This window comes from Acinetobacter sp. Ac8 (genome assembly GCF_055392545.1).
In genome coordinates, this window is sequence record NZ_AP043689.1 from 2,651,952 (window position 1) to 2,671,193 (window position 19,242).

Here is a 19,242-nt window from a genome sequence, read left to right on the forward strand (position 1 = left end):
TTAGACCTTCATCAATTCAGCTTCTTTCGCAGCAAGACGTTTTTCCACTTCAGCAACAAATTTATCGGTAATTTTTTGGATATCATCGCCTGCACGACGTTCATCATCTTCAGAAATTTCTTTATCTTTTAATAATGATTTGATATCGCCTAAAACATCACGACGAATGTTACGAATCGCAACTTTGGCATTTTCTGCTTCGTTACGTGCAACTTTCTGCATATCTTTACGTGTTTCTTCTGTCAAAGCTGCCATTGGCACACGAATCGCATCAGCAGTTACTGGGTTTAAGCCCAAATCTGATTCACGGATTGCTTTATCAATTGCAGAAACCATTGAACGTTCAAATGGTTGAACTAACAAAGTACGTGAATCTTCAACACCCACGTTAGCCACTTGGTTTAACGGCACGTCAGAACCATAGTAAGGAACCATAACTCCATTTAGGATGGATGGATGCGCACGACCTGTACGAACCTTTGCAAAACCATGTTCCAAAGACTCCAATGACTTATTCATACGGTCTTCTGCGTCTTTTTTAAGATCGTTAATCATATGATCTTCCTTACTTATTTATCTAAATGTGTATGGGGTCTAATGACATTTCATAAACAGGCGAAGTGTCAATACACCCTAATCTAAAATTGCAGTAGTATAAAGAGCTTTACTACCCACGTACATTAGTTTGTAACGTGAGTGCCCTCTTTTTCGCCCATTACCACAGAAAGCAAAGCACCAGACTTGTTCATATCAAATACTTGAAGTGGCACATTGTGATCGCGGCATAAGCAAATTGCAGTTAAATCCATGACACCAAGTTTCTCATCTAAAACTTCATCAAAGCTTAAATGGTCATATTTAACAGCATCATCATATTTGCTTGGGTCTTTATTGTAGACACCATCAACTTTAGTGGCTTTTAAAATAAGGTTTGCTTCAATTTCAATACCACGTAAGCATGCTGCTGTATCCGTTGTAAAGAACGGATTACCTGTTCCAGCAACAAATACGCACACTTCACCTTGAGTTAAGTGGCGAATTGCATCACGGCTTGAATATGCTTCAACTACTGCACCAATTGGCAATGCTGACATTAAACGGGTTTTGATGTTACGGCGAACCAAAGCATCACGTAATGCCAAACCATTCATTACCGTAGCAAGCATACCCATTTGATCACCCGTTACACGGCCAACCAAACCATCTTTTTGTAATTGACTACCACGGTATAAGTTACCACCACCAACCACAATACCCACTTGCACACCCAAACCAACCAAGTGAGCAATGGATAAAGACATTTGATCTAAGACTTGGGCATCAATCCCCATGTCTTTATTACCCGCAAGCGCTTCACCTGAAAGTTTCAGCAAAATTCGCTCATAGCGCGGCTTTTTAGAATCTAACATCACAAAACTCCAATACTTATATCTACAATTTTATTCGTATTTAATCAAATCGAAATCGGCAACACTTAAGCTGATTTAACACGAATCAACTTGGCAAACAAATCGTATTCATCTGCATCTGTAATTTCGACTTCAAGTAAATCACCAGCTTTAATCACTGACTTATCAATATCTTCAACAAAAACATTACCATCAATCTCAGGTGCATCTGCATAAGAGCGTGCAACTGCGACTGGGAATTCTTCTTCAAGATCATCTACTAAAACCGTCATGGTTTGACCAATACGACTTTGCAGTTTTTCAGCAGAAATCTCTTGTTGAACTTCCATAAAACGTTCATAGCGTTGTTGCTTAATTTCTTCAGGAACATGATCAGGCAAATCGTTGGCTGTTGCGCCTTCTACAGGTGAGTAGGTAAAGCAACCTACACGATCAAGTTTCGCCTCTTGTAACCAGTCCAATAACACTTGAAAATCTTCTTCAGTTTCACCAGGGAAACCCACGACAAATGTTGAACGAATAACCAATTCAGGACATTTTTCACGCCATAATTTTAGACGTTCCAAGGTGTTTTCACTATGAGCTGGTCTCTTCATCAATTTTAAGATGCGCGGACTGGCGTGTTGAAAAGGAATGTCTAAATACGGAAGAATTTTACCCTGTGCCATTAAGTCAATCACCGCATCCACATGTGGATATGGATAAACATAATGTAATCGCACCCAAATCCCTAACTGACCAAGCGCTTCGCACATGTCATAGAATTTGGTTTTAACAGGCTGACCATTCCAGAAATCAAGCTTATATTTGGTATCTACACCATAAGCGGAGGTGTCTTGAGAAATCACCAAGACTTCTTTTACACCCGCTTTTTTTAACGCCTGTGCTTCATTTAATACAGAGCCAACAGGGCGTGACACAAGATCACCACGCATGCTTGGAATAATGCAGAATGTGCAACGATGGTTACAGCCTTCTGATATTTTTAAATAAGCATAATGTTTAGGTGTTAAACGAATACCTTGTTCAGGTACAAGATCTACAAAAGGATTGTGTTTCGGTGGTTCTGGAACATACTGATGGACAGCTTCCATCACATCTTGATACGCCGCAGCACCTGTCACTTTTAAGACATTTGGATGCATCTGGCGAATTTTATCTTCATCTTTACCCAAACAGCCTGTGACGATCACACGACCATTGGCGCTCATGGCTTCACCAATTGCGTCTAAAGACTCTTGTACTGCAGATTCAATAAAACCACAGGTGTTCACAACAACTAAATCAGCACCTTCATAATCTGATGCAACATCATAACCTTCAGTCTTTAACTGCGTTAAAATGCGTTCAGAATCTACCAATGCCTTAGGACAACCTAAAGATACAAAACCGACTTTGGGGGACTTCATGAATCTGCGCTCCACTATAATCCGCGTATTGTATGACTTTTCAAGAGATAAAAACAGGTGGAAACTGCACTCTTTGTATAATGCACCAAAATACATCCAATCAAATAATTAAATTACTACAATGCACCATTTTGGAACAATATAATGATAGCGTAATATGAATGCTGGTTTTTACACGTGAATAAAGCGCAGTAAATGCGCAATTTTTATCATTCATGTAAGAAAACTGCGCAGTATATAAAAGTTGGCGTGCATCTTGCTTTATATCAGGACGATTTAACCGATTCAATCACCCATGTTCGGGAAAATAGAAAACGAGGTGCAGATGCCATTGCGCTATTTAAAGACAGGAAAGCTCTGCTAATGGATCAATACCCAACAATTGATTATAGATTGCTTGTGGATAATTTAACCACTGCAATTCTTTTGGTCGATTGTAATTTAAATATTTTTTATCTTAATTCATCATGCGAAGCATTGTTTGATATTAGCTTGCTTCGTGCGGCAGGTCAGCCAGTAATTAATATTTTACATGCACCAAATGATAGCTTTAATACCTTGGAAGCATTAAACAACTCAATAAAAACAGGTCAAGCCTATACACGCCGTGAAGCGATTATCAATGTTAACTTTAAAGACATGCATGTTGATTATTCTGTGTCGCAGTTAAATACAGGAAGACCCTATCACCCATTACTATTAATTGAATTAAATCCGATTGATCGGATGCTTAAAATTTCTAAAGAAGAAAACCTGATTCAACAACACCAAGTTGCACGACAGCTGATTCGAGGTGTTGCACATGAAATCAAAAACCCATTAGGTGGAATTCGTGGTGCAACTCAACTGCTTGCTCGTAGTTTAAATGATCCACAGTACGCAGAGTTCACCGATATTATTATCAGTGAAGTCGATCGCTTAAGAAACCTTGCTGATACCATGCTGGGTTCACGTCAGCTCCCGAGCTACGAATTGGTCAACGTGCATGAACCGCTTGAACGTGTTCGTTCATTAATTGTAAATCAGACCAAGAAAAAAATTAAAATCACACGAGACTATGACCTTTCATTGCCTGATGTCAAAGCGGATCGCGACCAACTGATTCAAGTGATGCTCAACATCAGTGTCAATGCAGTACAGGCGATGACTGAGAATCGTGAGTTTTTTATTGATCATCAACCTGAACTGATGTTGCGTACACGCATCCAACGTTTGGTGACGATTAATGGCGTACTGAATAAATCAGCCATTCGTATTGATATTGAAGACAATGGCCCCGGTGTTCCTGAAGAAATTTTAGAATCCGTGTTTTATCCACTTGTGACTGGCCGTGCCAAAGGAACAGGGCTTGGCTTAAGCATCGCACAAAATATCATGCATCAACACAACGGAATGATTGAATGCCAATCCGTTCCTGGAAAAACAGTATTTAGCTTATATCTACCTTGGGAGTCTAACCATGTCGCATAATAAAATTTGGGTGATCGATGACGACCGTGCTATGCGTTGGGTCTTGGAAAAAACATTTAAAGAAGAAGGCTTCGATGTCACCAGTTTTGAAGAAGCACAATCTGCTTTAGATCAACTTCCAAGCAATGCGCCAGATGTCATTCTCACTGATATTCGTATGCCCGGCATTGATGGTTTAACCTTCCTAGGAAAAGTCAAAGGAAGCTATCCTGATCTGCCTGTGATTATTATGACAGCACATTCAGATTTAGAATCTGCAGTATCGAGTTATCAAACAGGTGCTTTTGAATATCTACCAAAACCGTTTGATATTGATGAAGCACTTGCGTTGGTGAATCGTGCGATTTTGCATATCAACAAACTGCAACAACAAGAATCCGCAAAAGTTACCCCGATTCAATCTACGGAAATTATTGGTGAATCCCCTGCAATGCAGGAAGTTTTCCGCGCCATTGGACGTCTATCTCAATCGCATATTACTGTATTGATCAACGGTGAATCTGGAACAGGTAAAGAGTTAGTTGCACACGCTTTACATCGCCACTCACCAAGAAGCAGTAAACCATTTATTGCGTTAAACATGGCCGCTATTCCAAAAGATTTGATTGAAACTGAATTATTTGGCCATGAAAAAGGTGCATTTACTGGCGCCAATACTCAACGCCAAGGTCGTTTTGAACAAGCCAATGGCGGAACCTTATTCTTAGATGAAATTGGTGATATGCCCTTTGAAACCCAAACACGTCTACTTCGTGTTTTGGCAGATGGTGAGTTCTACCGTGTTGGTGGTCATATTCCAGTTCGTGTTGATGTTCGTATCGTGGCAGCAACACATCAAGATTTAGAAAAGTTGGTCAATGATGGGCGTTTCCGTGAAGACTTATATCATCGCCTAAATGTCATTCGTATTCACATCCCTAAACTTGCTCATCGTTCTGAAGATATTCCGATGTTGGCGCAACACTTCTTGGCACGCGCGGGTAAAGAACTCGGGGTTAGTCCGAAAATTTTACGCCCAGAAACGCAAGAGTATATTCAAAAACTGCCTTGGCCAGGCAATGTACGTCAACTCGAGAATACCTGCCGCTGGTTAACTGTAATGATCACAGGGCGTGAAGTTTATCCAGAAGATTTGCCGTCTGAATTAAAACAAATTCCAATCAACAAATCTGATGATCAGGGTCAAGCGCAAGCTGGTATTGATCGTATTGCATTACATCATTGGGATGAGTTACTGGCGCAATGGGCAATTCAAAAGCTTAAAAATGGTGAAATGAAAATTTTAGACATTGCCACCCCAATGTTTGAACGTACTTTGATCATCGCAGCACTTCAACAAACCCGTGGTCGTAAACGTCATGCTGCTGAACTTTTAGGTTGGGGGCGTAATACTTTAACCCGCAAACTCAAAGAATTAGGTATGGATTCTGCTGAAGATGATGAAGAGGAAGACAAAACTGTCTTAGCTGAATAATAAGCAACTCATAAATATAAAGTTTACTCCAACCATATTTCGTAAGAATATGGTTGTTTTTTATTGGCTCATAGTGAAAAATAGCCTCGTGAAATTTAAACTTTATCGTCTAGGGTAAAAATGAAGAAAACTGTTGTTGTAATTAGCTTACTCTCTATTTTTAGTGTTGCTTGCTCTAAAAATAAACCGCATGACAGTTCTGAACATCAAGCAGAAGCCCCAGCGGTTAAAAAAGCACATAAAGCAGCCAATTCAGATGATTGTTTTAAGTTAGAACCCAACAAACAGTTTACCCTGAACAACAATGAAGAAACACAAATACAGATTGTTCCTACAACCTTCAACAATCAGAATGCAATAGCAATCGTTAGACAAGGCGCAGGTGTGCGTACAGATTATATCTACGATTTAACTGGCCGCACCATGCTTGCAAACTTGGACTATGGTATTGCTGCGCTCGGATCAAATCCAAATGATGTGCTGGTAAAAACCACCTATCAAGCCCCGCTTCCAACATTCCCATCCAATCTTAAACCACAGCAAAAATTCCAAATGACCTATAACGCAGTCATTGAATCGCAAATGGATAACAATGATAAGTCTGAAAATAATAAGACGATTGACTTAGTATTTGTAGGATTTGAAGATCTGACTTTAATTGACAATGATGACAATACTTTAAAGTTTGATAATGCATGTCATTTCATTTCTCAAATCGGAGATGAAACATTGGATGAATGGTATGCTGAAGGATATGGGCAAATTAAATACATTAAAAAGAAACAGAATGGCGACGTAAAAAGTAGCGAAGCAATTGGCGATGACCCACAGCCTTAATTTAAATCAGCCAGTCAACATCTATTGACTGGCTTTGATCATTTTTATATTCGATTTTACTTTAAAAAGCCTGATACCAAATTCATGACATTTTGAATATCACCATTGGCTTCAGTGTGATCTGTTGCATCACCTTGTGGTGTGAGTGAATCAATAATTTGCGGTAATACTGTAGAGATTGCACCATATACTTCATTGGTCGGAACATTGGCTTGTTGAGCAACTTGTTCAACTTGCTGACCACCAAATAAACTCTGGATTTGCTCTACATTTACAGCACCATTTCCTTGTGACGGATCGACCCAACTTTGAACCTGCCCACCTAAGCCTGCGCCTTGCAATTTAGCTAAAGCACCTTGTAGACCACCATTTTGTTGAATCCAACCCAAGACCAATGGCACAACTGCAATCAATAAAGAAGAGGCATTAAAACCACCCGCTTGCGGTGCTTGTTGTTGTTGTCCACCTGTCAAACCACCTAAAACTGAACCAAGCACGCCACCCAATCCACCTTGTGATTGTTGTTGCTGCCCACCCAAGCCACCGAGTACTGAACCAAGTACCCCGCCCAATCCACCACCTAGCCCGCCTTGTGATTGTTGTTGTCCGCCAAGTGCTTGTTTTGCCAGAATTTCCACAATATTGGTTAAATCTGTCATGAGTTTTCCTTTTTTAAGTTTTATGAGACAAGTACAGCATACTTGGCTTTATCCTATTCACCAAAATTGGAATTGTTAAATTTTGCAATAGCTTAAGACTGGTTTATAACCAAAATAAAATCACTACCAACGAAATTTATTCCAGTTTTCTGGATTGGCCCAAAACTTAGAATTAAACCAATCTGGTACATGTTTATAGGTCAAAATATTAAACTGCCAAAGTGCAAAATCATTTTGATGTAAAGTTTTATCAATAAGTTGGGTAAAACCAAGCGATCTGAGTAACTGCTCATCTTTTAGCTGACATGCCACGACGATTCGTTTTGCCAGTAAATCACGCAACTTGACCAATAACTGGGATTTTTGTAAATCGGTGATCCCAGACATTTCATCTGTATCTAAAAGTACAAATCCTAAATCATATCGTTGCGTAAAAGGCAGACTTAAAAACTCAGATACGTTAAAATAGGACCATTGAATTGAATAATTTGTAGGGTATTGCGCCAAATTTTGCCCAATACACAATGCAGTTTGAATTGGCTGTTCTTGCGATAAATCGTCTAGCATTGAAGTGATGACATTTTGCTCAGCCATAACTGCACCTTTTTTGAAGCGAGTAATTAAACATGGAACTACAAGGCATTTGTCATAAAATGCATGCAGGTCTTAAAGACCTTAGTGTAACTGATCAACAAACACATAAGGCAAATGTTGAATATAAATTTATATTAGATCGCTCAGAAACCGAGCTACCATTTAGTTTAGGCCAGGAAATTGAGATTGAAGCGACAGGAAATATTTATTGTGTTTCTTGTGGCGCAAAAACACCAAAGTCTTATTCGCAAGGCCATTGCTTTAAATGCATGAAAACCAAGGCATCTTGCGACATATGTATCATGAAGCCTGAAACTTGCCATTATCATTTAGGTACTTGCCGTGAAGATGATTTTGCTCATGAGGTTTGCTTTCAACCGCATATTGTCTATCTAGCAAATTCAAGTGCTTTAAAAGTGGGGATTACCCGTCTAGGTCAAATGCCAACACGCTGGTTAGACCAAGGTGCGACCCAAGCATTGCCTATTTTAAAAGTCGGTTCGCGCCGTCTTTCAGGTCAACTTGAAGTCATGTTTGGTACACAGGTTGCGGATAAAACGGATTGGCGAAAACTACTTAAGGGTGAAGCTGAACCGATTGATCTAATTGAAATTCGTAATGAATTGGTTCAAGAGTTTTCCCCAAAGATTCAAAGCATTCGCGATGAGTTTGCGCAAAATCTTGAGTTTAATGAAACGGTTGAATTGTTAGAAAATGAATTACCCCGTGAATTTATCTACCCTGTCGATATTTATCCTGAAAAAGTTAAATCGCACAATTTAGATAAAACCCCAATCATTCGCGGCAAGCTACAAGGAATCAAAGGTCAATATCTGATTATGGATACGGGTGTCATCAATATTCGTAAATATACAGGTTATGAACTTAAAGTTCGGGCGGAATAGGTTTCACACTCAAACCCAGAAATTGATTTATACATACTCCTCTTTATCTTAGATTTAGAGGAGTTTTTATTGGTTAAAGGTTTTCTAAACTGATTACAAAGTATTCCAGCAGCTCGATAAGCAAACGGATATTTACTTAATCGGTTGTTAGCATTGAAAATCAAGCTGTTAAAATTGCTAAAATCGCCTGAACTGGATCTTCACTATTTCCAGCCAAAAGTTGCTTGTGCATGGTGATTAATTGCATCACCTGAATTTGTGCAGTTTCAATATTCATTAATTTTTCAATTTGATTGGCCAAATTTTCTGCTGTGGCATCTTGTTGGATAAGCTCTTGAATCACTTTTTTGCCCGCAATAATATTCGGCAATGAATAATACGGAATTTTCACTAAAAATTTAGCAATCACATAGGTTAACCAATTCAACTTATAAAAAGTCACCATTGGACGATGCAACAATAATGCTTCAAGTGTCGCTGTCCCCGATGCCAAAGCTACAATATTGGCAGCATTCATGACCTGACGACCAATTTTTGATTCTTTATCGGTATTTTCCAGTAAATGAATTTTTGCGACCAAGTCACTTGGATAATGCTTTAATAATTCTTGAATTTGTTGTTTGCGTAAATCATTAATGGCAGGAATCAAGAACTGATAATCTGGATATTTTTGATAAAGAATTTTTGCTGCATCCAGAACCAACGGTCCAAGTCGTTCAATCTCACCACGCCGACTTCCTGGTAACAAGGCAATATGCTTTTGACTGATATCTAAACCAAGCTCTTGCTTTGCATCCAAAATTGGATTTTGTAATGGCAATTGACTTGCCAGTGGATGCCCAACAAAGGCTGCTGGTACGTCATAGCGTTGATAAAAGCCTTTTTCAAAAGGAAATAGACAAAGCACTAAATCTATACTGGCTTTGATACCATGCACCCGTCCTTGTCGCCAAGCCCATACAGATGGACTGACATATTGCACCGTTTTAATCGGCAAGTTTTTCTGTTTTATACTTTTTGAAAGGCGTAAGTTAAAGTCTGGCGCATCAATACCAATAAAAACATCTACAGGATTGGCAGTCCATTTCTCGACTAGACCATCACGTACAGCAAATAATTTTTTTAAATCTTTAAGCACTTCAACAATTCCCATCACAGATAAAATATCCATTGAATAAAAACTGTTAAATCCTTCTGCAATCATTTGAGGACCACCAATCCCCTCAAATTCAGCATCAATACCCTGTTCACGAAAACGACGAATAAGTTTTGCGCCTAAAGTATCCCCTGATACCTCACCTACGACAATTCCAATTTTAAGCTTTCGATTTTGCAAGATATTCTTCCTGATCAGCACTATAACTGCATGATAGCATATTCATCAGATTTAATTGTGAATAGTCAAAACCGGATACTAGTATGGCAAATAGGTAAATTTATAAAACAATTCATCTAATTTTCTATCATTATTTTATTTTCTATTTATATTTTCAATTGCACGACGCTTGTAAGCACTTCTTACAAACAATAAACTAAGCGATAATTATTATCATTTAAGATAAACGATGTTGAATTCTCTCCCACACAGTTTTAAGTTCTCTATTCTTAGTTTAGCAGTATTCAGTGCTCAGCAAAGTTTTGCTGAAAATATTGAAAATCTACCCACGATTTCAGTTCAAGCCACAACTGATCAAACTGAATTAAGCTCTGAACAATCAAAATCTTATATCGTTAAAAAATCAGCAAGTGCGGCCAAGCTGAATATTCCTGTCAAAGAAACACCACAAACAGTGAATGTAGTGACACGTCAGCAATTAAATGATTTTGCGCTCAATAGTGCACGTGAGGCTTTAAGTAATACTCCCGGTATTACTGTCAGCAATCAGGAAACTGAACGTTCAACCTACACCGCTCGTGGTTTTGAAATCTCAAATATTTTAACTGATGGCGTCGGCTTCCCTTCTAGCAGCTACAATTATAATAATACCAATCCTGATACATATTTTTATGATCGTATTGACGTGATTAAAGGTGCAGATGCTTTAACCAATGCTTTTGGTGATCCAAGCGCAACAATCGATTATATCCGTAAACGCCCTACCCAAGAATTTCAAGCCAATGCTGGGCTAAGTTATGGCTCTTGGAATACCCAACGCTATGAAGCAGATGTTTCAGGTGCACTCAACAAAGAAGGCAGCATCCGCGGACGTTTGATGGGTTATGAGCAAACTGGAGATTCTTATCTAGATCGTTATTCATCTGAGAAAAATGGATTTTCTGGCATCATTGATGCGGATTTAAGTGATAGCACGTTATTGACTGTCGGTTATAGCCAACAACAGAACAAACCTAATGCAAATAATTGGGGTGCCTTACCACTTCTCGGTGCAGATGGGAAACAACTTTCCTATGAGCGTAATTATAATCCCAATCCAGATTGGGCATATTGGGATAATAAGTCACAAAATGCTTTTGCTGAGTTAAAGCAAAAAATTAATGACAAGTGGACAGCAAAGCTGAGCTATAACTACACCCAAACTGACCACAACAGTAACTTACTCTATTATTATGGTTATCCTGATCAAAATGGAGCGGGTATAGCCCTTACCGCTTGGGGCGGAAAAGAAAATCTAAAAAGTCATTTTGCCGACTTAAATCTACAAGGCTCATATTCATTATTTGGCCGTGAACACGAAGCGACGCTAGGTTATAGTTATCTACAAAATAAACAGTATGATCAACAGACCTCAGGCACAATTAATGACAGCAATATCAATAATAATAAGACCACGGATTGGGCAAGCTGGACACCTCAATCAGTTACTTGGTCAGCGTTTAGTGATGCGGCAAACTATACGCAAAAGCTCAATTCTGTATATGCAGCAACACGACTACACTTAAACGATGATTTGAAACTTTTGCTTGGTTTAAATTATGTTCAAGCTAAAAGTGAAGGTGAAAGTTACGGTTCATCAATGGCCTATGACGAAAACAAAGTATCTCCTTATGCTGGCATTACCTATAACTTTAATCCTGAATACACAGGTTATCTAAGCTATACCTCTATTTTCCGCCCACAATCTGGAGTGGGTACTGATAATAAAGCACTCAAACCAGTTGAAGGTGAAAGCTATGAGGCAGGTATTAAAAGTTCATGGCTAGATGACAAACTCACTGGAACTTTGGCGGTGTTTCGAACAGAACAAAGTAATTACCCTTTACGTAACTCTGATGGAAATATTCTCAATCGAAAAGTTGAAACCAGTGACTTACGCTCTCAAGGGGTAGAAGTTGGACTGGCTGGACAATTAACAGATCATTTGAATCTGGCATTTGGCTATAGCCAATTTAGCTTAAAAGATTTAAAAAATGGTGGAGAGGCACGTACTTACAACCCCAACCAAACCATTAATCTTTTAACCACCTATACCATTCCAGCTATACCTAAACTGAAAATTGGCGCAGCCTTACAATGGCAAGATGCAACCAAGCTGTATGACTCTACTGTAAAGAGTACAATTACCCAAGATGCTTATGCTTTAGTGAATTTGATGACCAGCTATGAGTTGAATAAGCATATTTCGCTTCAAGCAAATGCAAACAATGTAACAGACAAAAAATATTTATATAGCTTTCCAGATGGTCAGGCATTTTATGGCCCATCTACAAACTATAATGTTGCAGTGAAATTTAAATACTAATCTGAATTCGCCTTAATCTTTTAGGATTAAGGCGTTTTCAATTGCAAGAAAGTGATCGTTATGCAGCTTATGCTCTACCCTTTATCAGTGCTCTATCGTTTTATACTGGCTTTTGGTATGGGCTATGTGTGCAGTTATTTAGTATCCTTAGCTTTAATTGATGTGTTTTATCCTTATTTTGCCAAAGCTGAATCTATTTATTTGGCGGCATTTAGTGCACTTATTTTTTACATTATTTTTGTGATTCTAAGCTTTTGTATTCATTCTTTAAAGAAACTTACGCTGATCAGCCTAGCGTTGGTCGCTACTTTTTTCCTATTTTCCAAGTTTATAGGTTAACTCATGCATAAATCTGTTCGTCAATCTATGGCATGGTTACACTCTTGGATCGGGCTTACTTTCGGCTGGCTGTTATTTGCAATTTTTTTGACAGGTTCTGCAACATATTATCGCCATGAAATTAGTATGTGGATGCAACCACAATTCGCGAGTATGCAAATCAAACAGGAATCCGCTATACAGTCTGCATTTGCTTATTTGCAAAAAAATGCGCCAGATGCAAAAAGTTGGTATATCGGCGTTGCAAATCAGAATACCCCTGCAAATAAAGTTTATTGGCAAAAAGCCGATGGTGGTTATGAAAGTAAAACTCTAGATGCCAATACAGGTAAAGAATTGAGTCTTTCTGCCACACAAGGCGGTGATTTCTTCTATGGGTTTCATTACCAACTTTATGGAATGCCTTATTCTATTGGACGTTTGATTGTCACCTTTGCCGCGTTAATTATGTTTATAGCCTTGATTTCAGGCATTATTACCCATAAAAAGATATTTACCGATTTCTTTACCTTAAGAGCATTTAAAGGTCAGCGTTCATATTTAGATTTTCATAATGTAAGTTCGGTAATCGCATTGCCCTTTTTCTTAACCATTACATTTACCGGCTTAGCGATCTTTTTCTATCTGCTTTTCCCCGCAGGGATGAAAAAAGCCTATCCAGATAATCCATATCAGTATTTTGATGAAATTCGTCATGTTTCAACTGCAAACAAGTCTCAACAAGCACAGCCGAAGAATATGTTATCTATTCAACATTTCCTGCAACAAACCCAACAGCAATGGGGGAAAACGAATATTGATAACATTACCGTAGATCAACCCAATACACAGCTTGCCAAGCTCACGATTACTGCCTTAGAAGATCATTCGATTACACGTAATCAAGCACAACTTAGCTTTAATGGCGCTACAGGTGCTTTAATTGGGAATACCCGTAATAACAGTGCAATTGCAACATTAAATGCCAGTATGTACGGGCTGCATATGGCGAATTTTGCCCAACCTTTATTGCGTTTAGGCTTATTTTTCTCTGGTCTTCTGGGCTGTGCAATGATTGCTTCGGGCTTATTGCTCTGGAGTCTAAAACGACAATTACAAAAGAAAAATGAGCATTTTCACTTTGGACATTATCTGGTCAATCGACTCAATACCACGATGATTATTGGTTTACCCATTGCAATGTTAGGCTATTTATATGCCAATCGTTTTGTGCAACTTCAAGCAGATACACCGAATTATGAAGTCTATACATTTTTTACTTTGTGGTTATTCAGTTTTATTATTGCGCTCTGCACAAAACAACAATATCTCTGGAAAACTCAGCTCAAGTTGCTGATTGCTATGACATTAGCTTTGCCTATTTTAAATATCTATTATCTGATTTCTAATCAATATATTCATTCATTACAGGACTATTGGTTATTTTTACGTGTAGACTTAATGATCTGGTTATTTGCCATTTTAGCGATTTTTTTACATCAAAGAATCACACCGATTCAAAACAAAGCTGTGGCGAAGATCAAGAAAAAGCTGGAACAAAAACAAGCGCAGGAGTCTGTGTCATGATATTGATCTTAGCATTCCTCCTGATCCTGATTGCCAGTTATAGCTTATATTTGATCAGCTCAAAGCAGATCACCAAGACTCAGAAAAGTAAATTGTCTGTTTTAGTACAACATGTGAAATTAGTAAAAGTTATCGCGTTTACGTTGATCATCTCGGCTTTATTTTTATTTAGTGTAAATTATGGCAATAGCATCTCTTTTGTGGCCTTATGTATACTGAGTAGCCCAATACTGTTTGGATTGATACTCTTTGTAAATGATTTAAAACCAAAAATAAAAAAGTAGACATCTAGCGTTTGAACACAGCTCTAGATTAAATTTAAGTTTAGATAATTTTCAGCATAATCGTGCTCATTCCTATCAAAAAATGGAAGCTTATCGTTTCCATTTTCAACAGTTAAACATTAAATTCAATATGTTTTCCTGTTGGAAGCTCTACATCAATGCGAAGCTTCCCCCCCATTGCTTCAACATATTTCTTTATCGTTGAAATTTTAAGATCATGACCACGATTTTCAATTGCTGAAAGTGAAGGCTGCTTGATTCCAAGTATCTCAGCTAATTCTTTTTGCGAAATCTCTAATTCTTCTCGAATAAGATGCAGCTGCGTTTGTAAACGTAGTTCATCAGCCATTTTTTGAATTCGGTCTTGACTCTCTGGAGAGCGACCAGCCAATAGTTCCTGTAAGGTTTTAGCCATTAGATTGATCTCCTAGGGTTGAAAGATGAAGTTCGTATTGCTGTTCTGCAATATCTAACATCTCTTTATAAAAACGCTTTTTACCGCCCTTATTACCAATACAAAGCACAATAGCCTGTCGTAATGGATCAAATATAAAAAAGGCTCTTAGTGGTTTACCTCTATGCTGAACACGTAATTCTTTCATGTTCCTGAATTTCGAGTCATTTACGGTATCAACTAAAGGGCGACCTAAACTTGGCCCCAGCTGTTGTAGAACGACCAATGCAGCTAAGACTTTTTCCTGTGTTGAATCATCTTGCTGTTCAAGCCATTCATTAAACAAATCCGTTGTAATGACTGTCCACATGCGAAACCTAGAAATATAGACTGTAATCTATATTTTAATATAGTACTTATAGAAAGGCAAAGTTTCTTTTAAGAATTGAACGCTCATGTAAAAAACATTCGAGCAGTGTTTTTACTTTCTTATGATTGTTAAAGTGTTAGAAGATTAATGTTCAATTTACGATTAGATTGTTAAAGTACAATAATTTTTTAATTATCTTTGGCTATACTATAAATCGTTTTTATTCGATATAAATAACTGGTGTAATTTCCACGAAAACTATACAATCTACATTACCCCACTATTCTCCCAATTTCTGCTGAATTTGCCTTAAAATAATTTAAGCTGTTCAGGTTGTAAGTTCATTTCAATATTTTACAATTTAATCAATCTATAAAATTTCCACGAGGATTTTATGTTGCTGCAATGGTTTGAAAAGTTAGTAGATCCATATCCGTCGAAAGGTTTAAACGAACCATTACCCACCAAGTTCTTTCCATTTGTTTGGCAAGCTGCGACTGGTGTTAAGCGTTATTTATTGATTTTAATATTATTCACTGCTGCAACAGCAAGTTTTGAAGCTTTATTTTTTTCACAAATCGGACATTTAGTCGATTGGTTGACACAGTCTAAACCTCAAGACTTTTTAGTAAATCATCGTGAAAATTTGATCTTTTTAAGCTGTATTCTGTTGGCAAATATCTTTTTTGCCAGTATGCAATCCATTATCAGACATCAGATTTTATACAGTAGTTTTCCAATGCGTTTGCGTTGGAGATTTCATAATCTAATGCTACGCCAAGGCTTAGACTTCTTCCATAATGACTTTGCTGGACGTTTATCTGCCAAAGTCATGCAGACTGCGCTAGCGGTACGTGAGTTTTGGGTGATTTTGGGCGACATGGTGACTTATGTTGTCATCTATTTCATTACCATCAGTATCGTGTTGGGATCAATTTCTCCTATTCTCTTGATTCCACTTTTATTATGGTTGGCGTTGTTTGTCAGTGCGGCATTATATTACATTCCAAGATTAGGACGAATTTCCAAAGAACAAGCCGATGCGCGTGCGGTGATGACTGGACGTGTAACCGATGCCTATACCAACATTCAGACAGTAAAACTTTTTGCACATGCAGGCCGCGAAAGCCAGTATGCAAAAGAGTCAATGAAAGAGTTTATGCGTACAGTGTTCAAACAAATGCGTTTAGGCACTGCATATGAACTTTGTATCAATTTACTGACAGCCGTTTTATTCTTTGGGGTATTAGGTACTGCTGTTTGGTTATGGTTACAGGGTCAAGCAGCGATTGGTGTGATTGCAGCAACAACCGCCATGATTCTTAAACTTAACAGTATGGCTGAGTTTATGATGTGGCAAACCTCTGCCCTATTTGAAAATGTCGGCACAATTCAAGATGGTATGCAAACTTTAGGTCGTCAGATCAATATCCAAGACAAAGAAGATGCCAAACCACTTGTTGTGACTCAAGGTAATATTAAATTTAGCGATGTCACATTTGCTTATAACAGCAAAAAAGTCATTGATCACTTTAATTTAAACATTCAACCGGGTGAAAAAATTGGGATTGTTGGACGTTCAGGCGCTGGAAAATCCACATTAATTCAATTACTTCTACATTTTTACACCATCAATAATGGAAAAATTACCATTGATGGTCAAAATATTGAAGAAGTCACTCAAGACAGCTTAAGAAAAAATATTGCGCTTGTGACCCAAGATACCTCTTTATTACATCGTACAGTTGCGGAAAATATCAAATATGGCCGCCCTGATGCGACTGATGAAGAAATGTATGAAGCAGTAAGAAAAGCCAAAGCAGATGAGTTTATTCCGCAACTTTCAGACTTAAGAGGTCGTACTGGCTATGATGCTTATGTTGGTGAGCGAGGGGTAAAACTTTCTGGTGGTCAACGTCAACGCATTGCCATTGCACGTGTATTTTTAAAAGATGCGCCTATTTTAATCTTGGATGAAGCAACCAGTGCTTTAGACTCCGAAGTTGAAGCTGCAATTCAATCGAGCTTAGATGAGTTAATGCAAAATAAAACTGTGATCGCGATTGCTCACCGTCTTTCAACCATTGCTCAAATGGATCGTTTGATTGTGTTAGATCAAGGTCAAATTGCAGAACAAGGTACTCACGAGGAACTGATCGCACAAAATGGTATTTATGCACACTTATGGCATAGACAGACAGGTGGTTTTTTAGTTGAACCTGAACAAAAAGCCTCAGAGGATGAAGATTCAACAGTCAGCACTTCGTAAATAAAGCCTTTAAATAGTCAAATTATAAAAAACCACGTTAAAAATAGCGTGGTTTTTTATTGCGTCTATTCTATTGATTAAGCGCTTATTTCATCAAGCATAGCTTTATCTGGATATATTTTAGGTACTGTATACAGTTCTATGATTATATTTATTGAAACAAGAACTAGTCGGCTTCATGAGGCAACAGAAGTGGTTGTTTCGCTACAATTAAGTGCCCTCCATCATTCGTACTTAGATTGTTGCCATACTTAATCTAGTATAAAAATAGTGCTATAGGATCTCCCTTTATTTACCCAAATAAAACTACAGCTATTCCCTATAACTCAATAATCAGAAGCAAAAAAGCTGCCTTGTATAAAGACAGCTTCTTATTTAAATCTAGCCAATCAACGCTATTTTAAATGATTAATACCAATTCATTAATGAAACACCTAGACCGACATAAGTCGCGCGGTGATTATAATCAATTAAGCTTTCGCCATAACCATCAAACAATTGAAAATGTCCACGTAACTTGCCCTTAATTGGAAATGCCCAATCAAATTGCATTGCACCATGCGAGTCATCCCCACCTTTTAAAGAGTGACGTAGCATCAAAGAAAAATCATTGTCATTCCAGCGATAGAATGCAGTCAAATCACCACGACCGATATAATTTTTAATGTCAGGGTTATTGTCATCCTTAAAATCTTCTTCGATGCGATACCACGGACGCACCATCAAGGCAAAATTATCTTTTTCAAAACCAAGATTTAAAATAACCCGATTCCAACTACGTGATAGCGGATCAGAACGCCCGTTTGACTGATGATTCAAAGTCAAACCCAATAAGCGACCATTTAAGCCCAATAAATTATAATTGGTTCTAAAAATCAAACTTGCTTCAGGTTCGTAATTTGTTTCACGAAATGGACGAGACTCTTCACTGTTATAAACTTGCCAGCGAGACGATTGGGTATAACCAACCCAAACATCACCATTGTTTCCAAAAATATTTTCGGCAGCTTTGGTTTTTAAAGAAATCTGAAATTTAGCTTCCATTGACTTTAAATTTTGATCTTCATCCACGGTGTTTTGAGGATTTGGACTCTGCGGAAATTCATTTTTCTTGCTGGTCCAAAATGCAGGAAGCAAATAAACCGGTTGATTCGCGCGAATATTCCACGTACCTAATTTACTGTCTTGAGAAAGTTCCCAACGTCGATCAAGTAATGAGGTATTTGGATCAATTTTATCACCATGAATGGCAAATAAATTTTCTGCTTTTTGGGTAATTTTATCTTTGAGTGTTTCAGGTTCAACATTGGCTTTTTGAATATCTAAAGCAGCACGTTGCTCTGACACCAAGACTTGCGGAGCAACGGTAGGTGTTTTAAATATTTTATCGTAACAAGCCAAACGGTCAGCATTAGATTCGAGCGCAACACAGGCTTGCGTACTTGCAGGATTCACTTGTGCAGTATCATCTGCATGAGCAATGGTCACCAAACCAAAACTGAGCATCATTAAGATGCTCAGATTCAATGGTGTACGTTCAAAATTTTTGAACGACATAGAAT

17 protein-coding genes are annotated in these 19,242 nt (G+C 38.0%); 8 read left to right on the plus strand and 9 right to left on the minus strand.

The features are described 5' to 3' along the window. The 3 genes from frr to rimO all read right to left on the minus strand — a co-directional run bounded on the left by frr (nucleotide 1) and on the right by rimO (nucleotide 2,818). Nucleotides 1-555: a ribosome recycling factor gene (frr, locus tag ACZ5QH_RS12565; RefSeq protein WP_303576839.1), complete on the minus strand. Its 555-nt coding sequence runs from the start codon at nucleotides 553-555 to the stop codon at nucleotides 1-3. Nucleotides 556-680: 125 nt separating this feature from the next. Continuing rightward, complete coding sequence (pyrH, locus tag ACZ5QH_RS12570) at nucleotides 681-1,409, minus strand: UMP kinase (RefSeq protein ID WP_004719725.1); 729 nt, start codon at nucleotides 1,407-1,409, stop codon at nucleotides 681-683. Nucleotides 1,410-1,474: 65 nt separating this feature from the next. After that, the gene (gene rimO / locus ACZ5QH_RS12575) at nucleotides 1,475-2,818 is read right to left on the minus strand and encodes a 30S ribosomal protein S12 methylthiotransferase RimO (RefSeq protein WP_303576838.1); all 1,344 of its coding nucleotides are present in this window, start codon (nucleotides 2,816-2,818) and stop codon (nucleotides 1,475-1,477) included. A gap of 363 nt (nucleotides 2,819-3,181) precedes the next feature. Between rimO and glnL the strand changes: the two genes are divergently transcribed. From glnL to ACZ5QH_RS12590, 3 genes are all read left to right on the plus strand, one after another. Then, nucleotides 3,182-4,288 carry a nitrogen regulation protein NR(II) gene (glnL, locus tag ACZ5QH_RS12580; RefSeq protein WP_034613940.1) on the plus strand — a complete coding sequence of 369 codons (1,107 nt, stop codon included), beginning with the start codon at nucleotides 3,182-3,184 and terminating at the stop codon, nucleotides 4,286-4,288. Next, nucleotides 4,278-5,762: a nitrogen regulation protein NR(I) gene (gene glnG / locus ACZ5QH_RS12585; RefSeq protein ID WP_004822147.1), complete on the plus strand. Its 1,485-nt coding sequence runs from the start codon at nucleotides 4,278-4,280 to the stop codon at nucleotides 5,760-5,762. Before glnL ends, glnG begins: the two co-directional genes overlap by 11 nt. Nucleotides 5,763-5,882: 120 nt before the next feature. Continuing rightward, nucleotides 5,883-6,599 (plus strand): hypothetical protein, encoded by a 717-nt coding sequence (locus tag ACZ5QH_RS12590; protein ID WP_004822149.1) that lies wholly within the window; start codon nucleotides 5,883-5,885, stop codon nucleotides 6,597-6,599. 56 nt (nucleotides 6,600-6,655) lie between these two features. Here the strand turns inward: ACZ5QH_RS12590 and ACZ5QH_RS12595 are convergent, their stop codons facing one another. Together ACZ5QH_RS12595 and ACZ5QH_RS12600 are read right to left on the minus strand one after the other, a co-directional pair. Further along, nucleotides 6,656-7,258 (minus strand): YidB family protein, encoded by a 603-nt coding sequence (locus tag ACZ5QH_RS12595; RefSeq protein WP_004719714.1) that lies wholly within the window; start codon nucleotides 7,256-7,258, stop codon nucleotides 6,656-6,658. A 123-nt stretch (nucleotides 7,259-7,381) separates the two neighbouring features. Beyond that, the gene (locus ACZ5QH_RS12600; protein ID WP_004822152.1) at nucleotides 7,382-7,852 is read right to left on the minus strand and encodes a DUF6231 family protein; all 471 of its coding nucleotides are present in this window, start codon (nucleotides 7,850-7,852) and stop codon (nucleotides 7,382-7,384) included. A 32-nt stretch (nucleotides 7,853-7,884) separates the two neighbouring features. Between ACZ5QH_RS12600 and ACZ5QH_RS12605 the strand changes: the two genes are divergently transcribed. Continuing rightward, complete coding sequence (locus ACZ5QH_RS12605) at nucleotides 7,885-8,757, plus strand: DUF2797 domain-containing protein (protein WP_303576837.1); 873 nt, start codon at nucleotides 7,885-7,887, stop codon at nucleotides 8,755-8,757. 160 nt (nucleotides 8,758-8,917) lie between these two features. Here ACZ5QH_RS12605 and lpxB read toward each other — a convergent pair whose 3' ends face one another. Then, complete coding sequence (gene lpxB / locus ACZ5QH_RS12610; RefSeq protein ID WP_270386076.1) at nucleotides 8,918-10,093, minus strand: lipid-A-disaccharide synthase; 1,176 nt, start codon at nucleotides 10,091-10,093, stop codon at nucleotides 8,918-8,920. Nucleotides 10,094-10,322: 229 nt separating this feature from the next. Here lpxB and ACZ5QH_RS12615 point away from each other — a divergent pair, with 229 nt between their 5' ends. From ACZ5QH_RS12615 to ACZ5QH_RS12625, 3 genes are read left to right on the plus strand one after another with little or no spacing between them, the layout of a single operon-like run. Then, nucleotides 10,323-12,458, plus strand: a complete 2,136-nt coding sequence (locus tag ACZ5QH_RS12615; protein WP_303576836.1) for a TonB-dependent siderophore receptor — start codon at nucleotides 10,323-10,325, stop codon at nucleotides 12,456-12,458. A 60-nt stretch (nucleotides 12,459-12,518) separates the two neighbouring features. Beyond that, on the plus strand, nucleotides 12,519-12,797 hold the full coding sequence (locus ACZ5QH_RS12620; RefSeq protein WP_303576835.1) for a hypothetical protein: 279 nt from the start codon (nucleotides 12,519-12,521) through the stop codon (nucleotides 12,795-12,797). Nucleotides 12,798-12,800: 3 nt separating this feature from the next. After that, a complete protein-coding gene (locus ACZ5QH_RS12625; protein ID WP_303576834.1) occupies nucleotides 12,801-14,363 on the plus strand; it encodes a PepSY-associated TM helix domain-containing protein in 1,563 nt (520 codons plus the stop codon). Between the two features lie 396 nt (nucleotides 14,364-14,759). Here the strand turns inward: ACZ5QH_RS12625 and ACZ5QH_RS12630 are convergent, their stop codons facing one another. Next, on the minus strand, nucleotides 14,760-15,062 hold the full coding sequence (locus ACZ5QH_RS12630) for a helix-turn-helix domain-containing protein (protein WP_004719697.1): 303 nt from the start codon (nucleotides 15,060-15,062) through the stop codon (nucleotides 14,760-14,762). Further along, on the minus strand, nucleotides 15,055-15,411 hold the full coding sequence (locus ACZ5QH_RS12635; RefSeq protein WP_303576833.1) for a type II toxin-antitoxin system RelE/ParE family toxin: 357 nt from the start codon (nucleotides 15,409-15,411) through the stop codon (nucleotides 15,055-15,057). Before ACZ5QH_RS12635 ends, ACZ5QH_RS12630 begins: the two co-directional genes overlap by 8 nt. 397 nt (nucleotides 15,412-15,808) lie before the next feature. On the opposite strand from ACZ5QH_RS12635, the gene ACZ5QH_RS12640 reads away from it, so the two are divergent. Continuing rightward, entirely contained in the window at nucleotides 15,809-17,680 is a 1,872-nt protein-coding gene (locus ACZ5QH_RS12640) for an ABC transporter ATP-binding protein (RefSeq protein WP_224963712.1), read from the plus strand. Nucleotides 17,681-18,088: 408 nt separating this feature from the next. Here the strand turns inward: ACZ5QH_RS12640 and ACZ5QH_RS12645 are convergent, their stop codons facing one another. Then, complete coding sequence (locus ACZ5QH_RS12645; protein WP_004822164.1) at nucleotides 18,089-19,237, minus strand: phospholipase A; 1,149 nt, start codon at nucleotides 19,235-19,237, stop codon at nucleotides 18,089-18,091. Between the last annotated feature and the right edge of the window lie 5 nt (nucleotides 19,238-19,242).